General features: G+C 72.7%; 12 protein-coding genes. 4 read left to right on the top strand and 8 right to left on the bottom strand.

Going from position 1 to position 12,650, the window contains the following annotated elements:
* Nucleotides 1-6: 6 nt before the first annotated feature.
* From ACZ4TR_RS43680 to ACZ4TR_RS43650, 7 genes are read right to left on the bottom strand one after another with little or no spacing between them, the layout of a single operon-like run.
* Nucleotides 7-1,290 (bottom strand): type III PLP-dependent enzyme domain-containing protein, encoded by a 1,284-nt coding sequence (locus ACZ4TR_RS43680; RefSeq protein WP_465294288.1) that lies wholly within the window; start codon nucleotides 1,288-1,290, stop codon nucleotides 7-9.
* On the bottom strand, nucleotides 1,274-2,776 hold the full coding sequence (locus ACZ4TR_RS43675; RefSeq protein WP_465294286.1) for a class I adenylate-forming enzyme family protein: 1,503 nt from the start codon (nucleotides 2,774-2,776) through the stop codon (nucleotides 1,274-1,276). Before ACZ4TR_RS43675 ends, ACZ4TR_RS43680 begins: the two co-directional genes overlap by 17 nt.
* The gene (locus ACZ4TR_RS43670; protein ID WP_465294284.1) at nucleotides 2,773-3,879 is read right to left on the bottom strand and encodes an acyl carrier protein; all 1,107 of its coding nucleotides are present in this window, start codon (nucleotides 3,877-3,879) and stop codon (nucleotides 2,773-2,775) included. The genes ACZ4TR_RS43675 and ACZ4TR_RS43670 overlap by 4 nt, the downstream gene beginning before the upstream one ends.
* Nucleotides 3,869-5,221, bottom strand: coding sequence for a TrpB-like pyridoxal phosphate-dependent enzyme (locus ACZ4TR_RS43665; RefSeq protein ID WP_465294282.1), 1,353 nt, complete (start codon nucleotides 5,219-5,221; stop codon nucleotides 3,869-3,871). Before ACZ4TR_RS43665 ends, ACZ4TR_RS43670 begins: the two co-directional genes overlap by 11 nt.
* On the bottom strand, nucleotides 5,221-5,505 hold the full coding sequence (locus ACZ4TR_RS43660; protein WP_364523572.1) for an acyl carrier protein: 285 nt from the start codon (nucleotides 5,503-5,505) through the stop codon (nucleotides 5,221-5,223). The genes ACZ4TR_RS43665 and ACZ4TR_RS43660 overlap by 1 nt, the downstream gene beginning before the upstream one ends.
* Complete coding sequence (locus ACZ4TR_RS43655; RefSeq protein WP_465294280.1) at nucleotides 5,502-6,242, bottom strand: alpha/beta fold hydrolase; 741 nt, start codon at nucleotides 6,240-6,242, stop codon at nucleotides 5,502-5,504. Before ACZ4TR_RS43655 ends, ACZ4TR_RS43660 begins: the two co-directional genes overlap by 4 nt.
* Entirely contained in the window at nucleotides 6,242-7,507 is a 1,266-nt protein-coding gene (locus ACZ4TR_RS43650) for a glutamate-5-semialdehyde dehydrogenase (RefSeq protein ID WP_465294278.1), read from the bottom strand. Before ACZ4TR_RS43650 ends, ACZ4TR_RS43655 begins: the two co-directional genes overlap by 1 nt.
* Nucleotides 7,508-7,731: 224 nt before the next feature.
* Between ACZ4TR_RS43650 and ACZ4TR_RS43645 the strand changes: the two genes are divergently transcribed.
* The 4 genes from ACZ4TR_RS43645 to ACZ4TR_RS43630 are packed head-to-tail and all read left to right on the top strand — an operon-like array spanning nucleotide 7,732 to nucleotide 11,891.
* Entirely contained in the window at nucleotides 7,732-8,733 is a 1,002-nt protein-coding gene (locus ACZ4TR_RS43645; RefSeq protein WP_465294276.1) for an aldo/keto reductase family protein, read from the top strand.
* Nucleotides 8,734-8,771: 38 nt separating this feature from the next.
* Entirely contained in the window at nucleotides 8,772-9,827 is a 1,056-nt protein-coding gene (locus tag ACZ4TR_RS43640; protein WP_465294274.1) for a fatty acid desaturase, read from the top strand.
* Nucleotides 9,814-11,151: an O-acetylhomoserine aminocarboxypropyltransferase/cysteine synthase family protein gene (locus tag ACZ4TR_RS43635; protein WP_465294273.1), complete on the top strand. Its 1,338-nt coding sequence runs from the start codon at nucleotides 9,814-9,816 to the stop codon at nucleotides 11,149-11,151. The genes ACZ4TR_RS43640 and ACZ4TR_RS43635 overlap by 14 nt, the downstream gene beginning before the upstream one ends.
* The gene (locus ACZ4TR_RS43630; RefSeq protein WP_465294271.1) at nucleotides 11,148-11,891 is read left to right on the top strand and encodes a gamma-glutamyl-gamma-aminobutyrate hydrolase family protein; all 744 of its coding nucleotides are present in this window, start codon (nucleotides 11,148-11,150) and stop codon (nucleotides 11,889-11,891) included. The genes ACZ4TR_RS43635 and ACZ4TR_RS43630 overlap by 4 nt, the downstream gene beginning before the upstream one ends.
* Here the strand turns inward: ACZ4TR_RS43630 and yczE are convergent.
* Nucleotides 11,888-12,520, bottom strand: a complete 633-nt coding sequence (gene yczE / locus ACZ4TR_RS43625; RefSeq protein ID WP_465294269.1) for a membrane protein YczE — start codon at nucleotides 12,518-12,520, stop codon at nucleotides 11,888-11,890. The two genes, ACZ4TR_RS43630 and yczE, sit on opposite strands and share 4 nt — an antisense overlap.
* Between the last annotated feature and the right edge of the window lie 130 nt (nucleotides 12,521-12,650).

The following is a 12,650-nucleotide window of genomic DNA, read 5'->3' as shown; positions in this document are numbered from 1 at the left end:
CACTCCTCATACTCGGTCCGCCGAAGCGGGGTCAGTGGTCCTGACCAGTTCCACGCGCGAGGTCCGCGCGGGGGCGCCGGGGCGGTCGCCGTCGACGACGACCTCCGCCGGCAGGGGGTGGCCCAGGAAGGCGACGAGGCTGGCGTAGAGCCCGTAGGCGCCGACGTTCGGCACCGCCACCAGGTCGCCGGGGCTCAGCTCGGGCAGTTTTCCGTTGCGCGTCCAGGTGTCCAACGGGGTACACAGTGGACCGGCGACGAGCGCGTCCAGCACGGGCGGGCCGGCCGGGCCGAGCAGGTGCGGCGAGAGCGGGGGCAGCCGCCGCATCCCGGACATGCCGCCGAGGTGGTTGATGCCGGACTCGAGCACGACGATGTCCTTGCCCTGCGAACGCTTGACGTCCAGCACCGCCGTGACGAGAGTGCCCGCCGTGCCGACCAGATAACGGCCGGACTCGAACACGACTTCGGGGCCTCGCTCGCGCCAGCCCGGCAGCTTCTCGCCGAGCAGCGCTTCGAGCCCTTCACGCAGGCCGGGCAGTTCGCCCGCGGTGCCGTCCTTCGCGAACGGGGCGCCGAAACCGCCGCCGAGGTCGAGGGTCCGGAAGCGGACCCCGTGCGGCGCCAGGGCTTCCCGCAGCTTCGCGGCGGTGTCCAGCGCGCGGCCGAACTGCCCGATCAGGGCGGCCGCCTCGGTGAGGTTGGTGCCCATGTACAGGTGCAGCCCCGCCGCCTCGGCGTGCTCGCCCCCGGCGAAGCGGGCGGGCTCGGCGAGGATCCAGCCGGTGTCGGCGCCGAACTGCGAAGACACCCCGGTCATCGCCAGACCCTGGCCCGGCACCGGCTGGTCGTCGTTGACGCGCAGCAGGTAGCGGGCGCGGACCCCGGCCTCGCCGGCGAGCCAGTCGAGCTGGGTGATGGCGTGCGGGGAGTCCACGGAGAACTCCCGCACCCCGGCCCGCAGCGCGGCCGCGATCTCGGCGTCCCGCTTCCCGGGGCCGGTGTAGAGCACCTGCGCGCCGGTCCAGCCGGCGTCGAGCGCGGCCCGCAGCTCACCGGAGGAGCAGACTTCCGGGCGGGCTCCGGCCTCGCGCAGTGCGCTCAGCACGTCCGGGTGCGGATTGGCCTTGAGCGAGTACAGCAGCCCGGTACCGTCGGGCAGAGCCGCGTCGAGGCGCCGGTGGTTGCGGCGGACCTCGGCCAGGTCGTAGACGTAGGCGGGCGTGGGCATTGCGGCGAGGTCGCCGGGCAGGTCCGCGAGCGGCGACGGCCGCTCATCGAGCAGCTCCACCGGGCACCCCCTCCACCATCGAGGCCAGCGCCTTGCGGTCGACCTTTCCGTTGCCGGTCAAGGGAAGCGCGCCCACCCGTAGGCAGCTCGCCGGGATCTTGAACTCCTCGATCCGGGTGCGCATCGCGTCGAGCACGCCCTCGGCGGCCAGGTCCCCGGTGACGAACAGCCAGGCCGGGCGGGTGTCCTTCGGGACCAGCACGGCGGCTTCGCGGACCCCCGGCACGCCGCGGGCGGCGGTCTCGACCTCGGTCGCGCTGACGCGGAACCCGCGCTCCTTGTAGATGTCGTCGCGGCGGCCGTCGAAGTACAGGTAGCCCTCTTCGTCGAGCCGGCCGTAGTCCCCGGTCCGCAGTTCCGGGAACAGCCCGTCGACGCGCGGGAACTTCTCTTCGGTGAGCTCCGGACGGCGCCAGTACCCGGCCATGACGTTCGGGCCGCGCACCACGATCTCGCCGACCTCCCCGGCGGGCAGCCGCTCGCCGGACTCGCCGATGACGAAGACCTCCGTGCCGGGCAGGGCCCGCCCGCTCGAACCGGGCCGGTCCAGATCGCCGTCCACCGGCATGATGGTGGCGCGCTTGCACTCGGTCAGCCCGAACATCAGCTGCACGCGCAGGCCGGGAATGGCCTCGCGCAGGGATTCCAGCGTGCCGGTGGGCATCGCGGCACCGGTGTTGGTGAGCAGCCGCAGCGCGGGCGCGGGCTTCGGGCGGCGCCGCAGCAGCGCGCTGAGCGCCTCGGCGACGGCCGGGACGGCGGGCAGCACGGTCGCGTTCGCGCGCACCAGGTTGCCGACCAGCGACGGCCCCACCTCGGTGGGGGCGCCCATGACCAGGTTCGACCCCGCCGTGGCGGACAGGAAGACCTGGTACAGCCCGTAGTCGAAGGACAGCGGCAGCGGGCTGTAGACGACGTCGTCACTGCGGTACTCCAGCACCGACGCGATCGCCCGGACGGCGAACAGCATCTGCTGGTGGGTGCTGACCACGGCCTTCGGCAGCGAGGTGGTGCCCGAGGTGTAGATCAGGCACACCGGGTCCACCGGCAGCGGGGGAGCGGGCAGCGTGACGTCCCGGCCGGGGCCGGCGGCGAGGTCCTCCACCGAGACCGCGGGGACCCCGGCCGCTTCGGCCGACCGCCGCACGTCCTCGTCGCCGGTCACCATCAGCACCGGCTCGGAGTCCGCGAGCACGTGGTCGAGGCTGCCGCCGCGAACCTGTTCGTGCAGCAGGGAAAACGCGACCCCGGCGCGGGCGGCGCCGAAGAGCACGGCGGGCAGCAGCGTGCTCGCCGGGGCGTTGATCAGCAGCCGGTCGCCGCGGCGGGTGCCCCGGGCGGCGAGCGAGGCGGCGACCCGCTCCGCGGCGGCGGCGAGCTCGGCGTAGGTCGCCGACGTTCCCCGGCAGGTCAGCGCGGTCCGGTTCGGCCACTGCCGGGCGGCGTGGGCGAGCAGTTCGTGGAGCACGCCGGGCGAGTAGGTCATCGGGTTCCTCCTGCGTCCAGGACGGCGCGGCAGAGGCCGTCGACGTGGGTGAGCTTCTCCGGGACGAGGTCCTCGGCGGCGAACTCGACGCCGAGGTCGCTTTCGATCCGCTCGACGATCTCCATCATGCGGAAGGAGCTGAAGCCGGGGATGTCGCCGAGCGCGTGGTCGCCTTCGGCCGGCCCGGTGCCCAGCACGGTCCCGATCACCGCGGCGACGGACTCACGCAGCTCCGGCGGCACCTCGACGGTGTCCACTGTGGACTTCTTGGCGGGTTCGGCGGGGCCGCCGAACGCCGTGTGGTCCGCGGCGAGGCACTCGGCGAGGCGGGGGAACAGCGCCCGCGGCTCGGCCCGGCCCGCGGAGACCCGGCGGCTCGCCAGGTAGACCTGCTTCGCGAGCGCGTCCCACTCGTCCAGGTGGGCCCGGACCGCGTCGGTGTCCAGCCCCATGGCCGCGGCGTGCAGGCGGCGGCTGCGGGTCAGCAGCCAGGTCTGCAACGTCAGTCCCCGCAGCGCCCGCACGCGATCGGGGTGGTCGGCGTAGGTCGCCACGAACGTGCCGGCTTCGGCCAGTTCCACCAGCGGCGTGCGCTCGGCCGGGAGGTCGCCGGCGACGAGGGTGAACGTCAACGCCCCCTCGGGAAGCGCTTCGGCGAGTTCTGCGTGGCCGAGCGTCCACCGGCCCGGCCGGGCGGCGCCCCACTGGGTGTCGTTGTGGTAGCCGTCGACGACGGTGACGCCGTCGCCGGCGGGCTCGACCAGGAAGCTGTGCTCGAGGTGCTGGTTGCGGTGGTAGGGGACCCAGGGGAGGTGGTAGGCGTCCGCGACGACGTAGCAGCCGGGGCCGGGCTCGAGATCGTCCGCGGCGGTGATCTGCTCGCGCCGGGTGATGCGCAGTCCCAGCAGGTCGGCGGATTCGGACACGTGCGCGTCGACCCGCGGCTCGACGGTGGGCAGCCCGTCCGCGCCCGGCCGGGGCCAGAAGCGCAGGACCCGGCCCAGCGCGAGGTGCGTGCCTTCGCCGTGCACGCGGTCGGCGAGCTCGGCCAGGTTCACCTGGACGCAGTCGAAGAGGCGGTGGTCCATCGGCTCAGACGGCATGACCACTCCCGGCGGTCGCGAGCCCCGGGACCGGCTGCAGCCGGTCCATCGCCGTCACCAGCGCCTGCTCCTCCGGTGGCTCGCTGCTGAGCTCGCCGTCGGCCAGCTGCTGGTACGCGGAGAGGTCGAGGTACCCGTGTCCGCTCACGCAGGCGACAACGCCGCGGGAGGACCCGCCGCCCGCGGCCAGGCGCGCGGCGACGGCCAGCGCGTGCCCGGACTCCGGAGCGGGGAGCACCATCTCCGAGCGGGTGAAGGCCTGCCCGGCCTCCAGCGCTTCGACCTGCCCGACGGCCTGGGCGGTGACCTGGTCCTGGTGCCGCATGGCGGAGATGACCTTCGCGGCGCCGTGGAAGCGCAGGCCGGCCGAGTGCGAGTCCGGGATCGGGTAGCTGCTGCCGATCGTGTACATCGCCTCCATCGGGCTGACCCCGGTGGCGTCGGTCTTGTCGTAGGCGTAGACGCCGCGGGTGAGCTTCGGGGTGGTGCTGGACTCCGCGGCCACCAGCCGCGGGCACTCCGCCCCGGTCACGGCGGCCTCGGCGAAGAAGGGCAGGGCGATCCCGCCGAAGTTCGAGCCGGCACCGACGCAGCCGACGACGCTGTCCACTTCGGCCTCCAGCTCGGCGAGCTGCTCGATGGCCTCCAGCCCGATGACGGACTGGTGCAGGATGCTGTAGGTTTCGCCGCTGCCGATGCAGAACGCGGCCCCTTCGGTGCGCCCGGCGTATTCGACGGCTTCGCCGATGGCGAGGGCGAGGCTGTTCACCCCGCCGCCGGTGCGGGCGGCCACCTCGGTCAGCTCGCTCGGGCTGGCGTGCACGGTGGCGCCGAGGGTCCGCATCAGCGTGCCCCGGTAGGGCTTGCGCTGCAGGCTCGTCCCCACCATGAACACCCGGCAGCGCAGCCCGAACATCGCGCAGGCGGCGGCGAGCGCGGTGCCCCACTGCCCGGCCCCGGTGCCGGTGACCAGCTCCCGCACGCCGGCCTTGGCGTAGTAGTAGGCCTGCGCGAGAGCGGTGTTCAGCTTGTGGCTGCCGGAGATGTTGCCGCCTTCGTACTTGACGTAGATCGGCACCCGCGCGCCGACGGCCTCCTCGAACCGGCGGGCCCGCCACAGCGGCGTCGGCCGGAAGCTGCGGTAGGCGTCGAGCACCTCGGCGGGGATGTCCCAGAACTCCCGGCCGGGGGACGACTGGCGCACCAGGGCGAACGGCAGGTTCACCGACACCCCCGTGTCCGAGCCGCCCGCGGCCGCCTCCGGGCTGCGGTCGGGCGGCAGCGGCTCGTCCAGGTGCGGCAGCACGCTGCGCCAGCTGGTGGGCATGCGGACCGTGCTCATCACAGCTCCTCCGTTTCGCGGGTTCCTTCGGCGACGACTTCGACGAGGTCGTCGACCGTCTTGAACGTGCGGCCGACGAACAGGTCGTCGGGCAGGGTCACGTCGAGCTCGTCCTCCAGGCGCACGAGCATGCCGACGAAACCCATCGAGTTGACGCGCAGCAGGTCGCCGCTGAGCGGCTCGTCGTCCTGGATCTGGTGCGGCTCCAGGGAAAGCCGGGATTCGGCGATCACCACGCGCTTGACCGAGTCGGCGACCGTCGCGTGATCGGGTTCGGCTGTCATCGTTGCCCTCCAAGGCTCATCGGGGATGGGGTCCGTTCTCCGGCCGGAAACTCGTCGAGGTGGGTGAGCACGTCGGGGAGCGCTTTCCGGCCGAACACGTCGAAGTGGCCGCAGTCCAGTTCGCGGACGCGCAGCCGCCCGGACAGCCGGGCCCAGTTCTCGACCTGGGTGCGGCGGTGCGGGCTCGCGCACGCCATCAGCAGCGCGGGGCCGGGGTGGGTGCTGGTCACCCGGTGCCGGCCCGACGCGGTGACGTGGGCGTGGGCAGTGGTTTCGGCCCAGGGCTGGTCGCGGGGCGCGACCCGGGCGTGCACCGAGCGCATGATCCGCTCGACGACCGCGTGCCGCTGTTCCGCGGTGCGGAACTCGTCCCGGCAGGTGAAACTGTCGATCATCACGACCGCCGGGGCCGGGCCGGTCGCGGCGAGCCGCGCGCCCAGCTCCCAGGCGAGGACTCCGCCCATGGACCAGCCCACCAGCAGTTCGGGCCGTCGGGGCAGGGTGTCCAGCAGGGGCAGGTACCGCCGCGTCATCGCGTCGACGTCGGAGTCGGGCCGCTCGCCGGCGAACAGGCCGCTGGCCCGGATCCCGCTCACCCCGCGGCGCCGGGCCAGCCGCAGGGCCAGCGGCGTGTACGGGCCCAGGCCGCCCCCGCCGGGGTGCACGAGCACCGCCTGCGGTGCGTGGGGACGCCGGCTGAGCGGGAGCAGCAGCGGCGGCCGTGCGGGGGTGGACATCAGCTCGCCTCGCGCAGCCGGCCGTTGGCCTCGACCACCCAGCAGTAGTTCACCAGCGCGGCCAAGGTGATGGGCCCGCGGGCGTGCAGCCTGCTGGTGCTGATCGCGATCTCCGAGCCCAGCTCCAGCGTCGGCCCGTCGTTGAGCCGCAGGGAACCGTTGACGACGATGGTGGCCGCGTCCACCCGGTCGGTGAACTCGGCAGTGGCCACCGGGTCGGTGGCGGCGATCGCCTCGCTGTGCCCGGAGCCGTACCGCTGGACGAACTCCACCGCCTCGCCCGGGGAATCCACCGCCACCACGCCGATCGTGCTGTCGAGGAACTCCCGGCCCAGGTCGTGCTCACCCAGTTCTTCCACCCGCCACTGCCCGGTGGTCTCCGGTCGCCGGAGCCCTTCGCCGACCCGCACGGTCAGCGGCCGGCCGTCGCGGCGGGCACCGTCGAGCAGGGCTGCCACGAACTCGTCGGCCACCGGCCGGTCGACCAGCGCGATCTCCAGGGAGGTGCACCCGGCCGGGGCGGGCAGCTTGCTGTCCAGCGCGATCGCGACCGCCTGGGGCAGATCGGCGCTGCGGTGCACGTAGAGGTGGTTGACCCCGCCGCCGCTGGCCAGCACCGGGATGGTGCTCGCGCGGTCGCAGTAGTCGACCAGGGAAGCGCTTCCCCGGGGGATGAGCACGTCGATCTCGCCGGGCCGGCGCAGCAGTTCCCGCAGCAGCGCGCGGCTGGGGTCGTCCAGCACGGTGACCAGGCCCGCGGGCAGCTCCGCGTCTTCCAGGGCGGCCGCGACGGCGGCGCCGAGCGCGGCGTTCGTCCGCGCGATCTCCTTGCCACCACGCAGGATCACCGCGTTGCCGGCCGCGACGTTGAGCAGCGCGCCCTCGACGGTGACGGTCGGGCGGGCCTCGAAGATCATCAGCACCACGCCCAGGGGCCGCGGCACGCGGTGCCGCACGCCCCAGTCGCCGATCGGGGTGCCCGGTGGCCGGTGGGTCAGCTCGCGCAGCTCCTCGGCGACGGTCGAGGTCAGGGCCACCAGCCCGGCGAGGTGCTCGTCGGTCAGCCGCAGCCGGTCGACGAGGACGTCGGGCATGCCTTTTTCCCGTGCCTGGACCACATCGGCGTCGTTCGCGTCGCGGATCCGCGGCCAGGCCGCGGTCAGCCGCCCGGCCAGTCCGGTGCAGAAACGCCCGTACGCCTCGTTGCCCAGCGGCGGTGCCGCCACGGTCGCCGCACGTGCGGCGCCGACGATCTTGTCAACCATTGTTCTCCCGATCTCGAACCGGATTCCAGCCGCGGCGACTCCGCGGCGATTCCGGTGATTTCCCCGGCAGATGCTTCACGCTGCCATCGGAAAATAGCCGTGGCAATTGTGATCATGGACCTGTTGATCGTCTCATCACCACTTTCTATGACCCCATCGACAGCACCCTTTTTCGCGGCTTTAAACGTTGACTACGCAGAAAAATCCTTGGAGTGTCGTGAGGCATGGAACATCGTCGACTGGGCCGCAGCGGCCTCTCACTCAGCAGGATTTCGTACGGCAACTGGATCACCCACGGATCGCAGGTGGCCGAAGAACAAGCGAAGAAATGCGTGGAAGCGGCGTGGGACGCCGGGATCACCACCTTCGACACCGCCGACATGTACGCGAACACCCGCGCCGAAGAGGTGCTGGGGCGCGCGCTGTCGGGCCGGCGCCGGGAGAGCCTGGAGATCTGCACCAAGGTGTACTGGCCGACCGGCCCCGGCGGCCCCAACGACCAGGGCCTGAGCCGCAAGCACATCATGGAGTCCGCGCACGGCTCCCTGCGCCGGCTCGGGACCGACTACCTCGATCTCTACCAGGCCCACCAGTTCGACCCCACGGTCGAGCTGGAGGAGACCATGCTGGCCTTCGCCGACCTGGTGCGCCAGGGCAAGGTCCTCTACATCGGCGTCTCGGAGTGGACCGCCGAGCAGATCACCCGCGCCGCCGCGCTGGCCCGCGAGCTGCGGGTCCCGCTGGCCGGCAGCCAGACGCAGTACTCGATGCTGTGGCGGGTCATCGAGGCCCAGGTCGTCCCGGCCTGCGAGCGCGAGGGCATGGGCCAGCTCGTCTGGTCGCCGATGGCCCAGGGGGTGCTGACCGGCAAGTACCTGCCCGGCAAGCGGCCGCCCGAAGGGTCCCGCGCCACCGACGGCGAAGGCAGCGGCTACATGGTCCGCTGGTTGCAGGACGACGTGCTCCGCAAGGTGCAGGAGCTGCGTCCGATCGCCGAGCAGCTCGGCCTGACCATGGCGCAGCTGGCCCTCGCCTGGGTGCTGCAGAACCCCAACGTCACCACCGCGATCACCGGTGCCTCGCGCCCGGAGCAGCTCACGGACAACCTGAAGGCCGTCGACGTCGTGCTCGAGGACGCCGTCATGGCCAAGATCGACGAGCTGCTCGACGGCGTCAGCCGCTTCGACCCCACCCTCATCGGCGTGCCGCTCACCGCCCTCGTGTGACCGGTCCGCCACCACAGCACCCGACCCAGGGAGGACGCGTGCCGGACACCACGTGGGCGTTCGACGGGAAGCGCTATCGGATGCACCGCTTCCCCGCCGGAGTCCGGGCCCGGATGAAACCCCTCAACCGCAGCGACAACTGGCACGCCGGGCTGGCCTGGCTCGAGGACGCCTGCTGGATCGCGGCGTGCGTGTGGCTGTGCGTCGCGGTGTCGTGGTGGTGCTACCCGTTGGCGGCGCTGGTCATCGGTGCCCGCCAGCGGGGGCTGTCCACGATCCTGCACGACTGCGCCCACGGCGTCGGCGCGGCCGATCACCGGGTGCGGATGCTGCTCGGCACCGTGCTCACCGCGTACCCGATCTTCCAGCAGCACTACGCGTACAAGATCTCGCACGTGTTCACCCACCACCCGCGGCTGGGCGACCCGGACCGCGACCCGGACCTGCGGTTCTTCATCGAGCAGGGCGCCTACCGGGCCGCCTCGCCGCGGGCGTACGTGCGCCGGGTGGTGCTGATGCCGCTGTTCGGCACGCAGACCTGGGCCTACCTGCGGTACCTGGTGCGCAACCGGTACCGGGTGCTGCGCGCGGGCCGCGCCCGGGAAGCGTCTCCGGTTCAGCCCCGCAAGCGGCTGCTCGACCGCCTCGGGTTCTGGACTTTCTGGGCCGTCGTGGCCGGCGTCTGCTGGTCGCGGGGCTGGACGGCGGAGCTGCTGCTGTTCTGGTTCGTGCCGTACCTGACGAGCTTCCAGATCCTGGGCTGGTACATCGAGCTGTCCGAGCACACCCCGCTCGTGCGGGACTCCCGGACCGACCTGTACATGACCCGCAACCGCAAGAGCCGCGGCTGGGAGAAGTTCCTCACCGGCATCCACAACGACAACTACCACCTGGAACACCACCTCGACCCGCGCACGCCGTTCTGGAACCTCGGCAAGGCGCGCCGGGTGCGGCTGGCCGACCCGGACTACGCCGCGGTCGACGCCGTGCTGGGTGGGCTGTTCACGCGGGGGCCGCAGGGCCAGCCCAGCGCCGTCACCGCGATCGTCACGTCCATGTCCGCACCGAGGGAGTACGCCCATGCCGGTCACTGAAAGAACCGCCAGCGCGCCGAAGGACTACCGGCGGCGCGAGTCCGCGGTGCTGCACGCGGGCGCCGAGCTGCGCACCGGCCCGACCGCCCCGGTGATCACGCCCATCTTCCAGACCGCCGCCTACGAACTGCCCGGCACCGGCGCCGCCGCGGGCATCTTCGACCTCAGCGAGGACGGTCACGCCTACAGCCGCCTCAACAACCCCACCTGCGACGTGCTCGAAGCGCGGATCGCGGGGGTCGACGGCGCCCCGGCGGCGCTGGCCGTCGCCTCCGGCCAGGCCGCGACCACCGTCGCGCTGCTCAACCTGTGCCAGGCCGGCGACAACATCGTCAGCTCCGACGAGCTCTACGGCGGCACGTGGAACCTGCTGGCCAACACCTTCGCCCGGTTCGGCGTCGAGACCCGGTTCGTCAGCCCCGAGGACCCGAAGAACTTCGCCGCCGCCACCGACGACCGCACCCGCTGCTACTTCGGCGAAACCCTGCCCAACCCCAAGCTGCGCATCTTCCCCATCGAAGACGTCGCCGGGCTCGCGGAGCAGGCGGGGATTCCCCTGGTGCTGGACAACACGCTGCTCCCGATGGTCTGCAACCCGCTGGAGTTCGGCGCGAACATCCTGGTGTACTCGGCGACGAAGTACATCGGCGGGCACGGCAGCGCGCTCGGCGGGCTCATCGTGGACGGGGGCACCTTCGACTGGACCCGCCACGCCGAGCGGCACCCGCTGCTCACCGAACCCGACGCCGCGCACGGCGGCGCGGTGTGGACCGAAGAGGGCGCCGGGCTCGACAGCGCGCTGGGACGCAGCCCCTACCTGCTCAAGGCGCGGGAGACGATGGTGCGCGACCTCGGATCGTGCCTGAGCCCGTTCAACGCCTTCCTGCTCATCCAGGGCATCGAGACGCTGCCGCTGCGGATGCGGGCGCACGGCGAGAACGCGGCCGCGGTGGCGCGCTTCCTCGCCGCGCACACTTCGGTCGCTTCGGTCCGCCACCCGAGCCTCGCCGGCGGCGAGCAGGAAGAGCTGCTGCGGCGCTACCTCGGCGGCAACGGCGGCCCGCTGGTGCAGTTCGAGCTCCTCGGCGGGCAGGAGGCGGGCAGCCGGTTCATCGAAGCCCTCCGCCTGTTCGCGCACGTGACCAACATCGGCGACGTCCGGTCGCTGGCCACGCATCCGGCATCGACGACCCACGCCCAGCTGCCGGTGGCCGATCAGCTCGCGGCGGGGGTGACGCCGGGTTCGGTGCGGTTGTCGCTGGGGTTGGAGCATCCTGATGACTTGCTCGAAGACTTGGCTCGGGCGTTGGAGTGTGCCCGGTGAGCCGGCCGCTGGTCGCGCTCGCGGCGTCGGCCGAAGTGGTCGACGACGTGGCGCACGTCGCGGTGCGCGACGTCTACGTCCGCGCCCTCGAACGGGTTTCCGGCTGTGCGGTCGCCGTCGTCGGCGGTCCCGCGCCGTACCTGGCGGAGCTGCTGGACCGGTTCGACGGCGTCGTGTTCGGCGGGCACCAGACCGACGTGCAGCCCGCCCGCTACGGCGGTCCGCCCCGGCTCGCCCCGGCGGACCCGGACCGCGACGAGTTCGCGTTGCGGGTGCTGCCCGCCGCGTTGCGGGCGAAGCTGCCGGTGCTGGGGATCTGCCGCGGGGTGCAGGAGCTGAACGTCGCCCTGGGCGGCACCCTGCGCGACCTGCCCGGCGACGACCACCGCGAGGACCTCTCGCAGCCCAGGGACCGGCAGTACCTGCCCGCCCACGAGATCCGCCTCCGCGAAGGCGGGGTGCTGCGGCGGCTGCTGGGCACCTCGGCCGTGGCCGTGAACTCGTTGCACCACCAGGCGATCGACCGCGTCGCGCCGGACCTGCGGGTGGAAGCGGTGTCCGCCGACGGCGTGGTCGAGGCCGTCTCGGCGCGGGCTCCGGCGGGGTTCTGCCTCGCCGTGCAATGGCACCCGGAGTGGTACGCGGGCGTCGACCCCGTCTCCACCGCGCTCTTCCGCGAGTTCGGCACCGCGGCCCGGCTCGCCGCCGGCCGCCGGGCGCCCCTCGCCGAGGCCGGCTAGCCCGGCTTTTCCTTGCCCCGCCCCATGTCCAGCAGCGGCATGAACAGGTGGGCCAGCGGCCCGATCGCGCAGGCGTACAAAACGGTCCCGATGCCCAAGGTGGCGCCGAGCAGGAACCCGATCACCAGCACCGCGAGCTCGATGCCCCAGCGCACCGCCCAGATCGGGTGCCCGCGCTCGGCGAGCCCGGTCATCAGCCCGTCCCGCGGCCCCGGCCCGGCCTGGGCACCGAGGTAGCAGCCGGTGGCGAACCCGTTGAGCACGATGCCCGCGACCAGCACGACCCAGCGCAGCCACAGGTGCCCGAACGACGGCAGCAGCGCGAGCGTGAGATCCATCGAGGTGCCGACGAGCAGGACGTTGCACAGCGTGCCCAGCCCCGGCTTCTGCCGCAGCGGGATCCACAGCAGCAGCACGGCGGCGCCGATCAGGTTGGTCCAGAGGCCGATGCTGAGCCCGGCGGTGCGGGTCAGCCCCTGCGCGAGCGCGTCCCACGGCTCCACGCCGAGCCCGGCCGCCACGACCATCGCGTCGCTGATCCCGTATAGCACCAGCCCGGTGAGCAGCTGGATCCCTCGGCGCACCGGCCGGCCCGGTGGCACCAGCGGCGACTGCAGCAGAGACACCACCGTCCGGGTCAGTCCTTCCGCCGGGTCCGCAGCACTGGGCCCCGGTGATTTTACGGGAGACCGGCGTCCTCGCAGCCTGGGTGTGGCGTTCGTCAGGCGGGGAATGAAATGCGGATCCGCGGTGTTGATC

The sequence above is a fragment of the Amycolatopsis sp. NPDC028719 genome (assembly GCF_055565395.1).
Note: the sequence above shows the minus strand (reverse complement) of the source record. Positions and strands in the feature narration are given on the sequence as shown.

What these genes read in the sequence shown, in the direction of transcription:
- ACZ4TR_RS43675 (WP_465294286.1), bottom strand. Translation starts at nt 2,776, where the DNA reads ATGACCTACTCGCCCGGCGTGCTCCACGAACTGCTCGCCCACGCCGCC.
- ACZ4TR_RS43670 (WP_465294284.1), bottom strand. Translation starts at nt 3,879, where the DNA reads ATGCCGTCTGAGCCGATGGACCACCGCCTCTTCGACTGCGTCCAGGTG.
- ACZ4TR_RS43665 (WP_465294282.1), bottom strand. Translation starts at nt 5,221, where the DNA reads ATGAGCACGGTCCGCATGCCCACCAGCTGGCGCAGCGTGCTGCCGCAC.
- ACZ4TR_RS43660 (WP_364523572.1), bottom strand. Translation starts at nt 5,505, where the DNA reads ATGACAGCCGAACCCGATCACGCGACGGTCGCCGACTCGGTCAAGCGC.
- ACZ4TR_RS43655 (WP_465294280.1), bottom strand. Translation starts at nt 6,242, where the DNA reads ATGTCCACCCCCGCACGGCCGCCGCTGCTGCTCCCGCTCAGCCGGCGT.
- ACZ4TR_RS43650 (WP_465294278.1), bottom strand. Translation starts at nt 7,507, where the DNA reads ATGGTTGACAAGATCGTCGGCGCCGCACGTGCGGCGACCGTGGCGGCA.
- ACZ4TR_RS43645 (WP_465294276.1), top strand. Translation starts at nt 7,732, where the DNA reads ATGGAACATCGTCGACTGGGCCGCAGCGGCCTCTCACTCAGCAGGATT.
- ACZ4TR_RS43635 (WP_465294273.1), top strand. Translation starts at nt 9,814, where the DNA reads ATGCCGGTCACTGAAAGAACCGCCAGCGCGCCGAAGGACTACCGGCGG.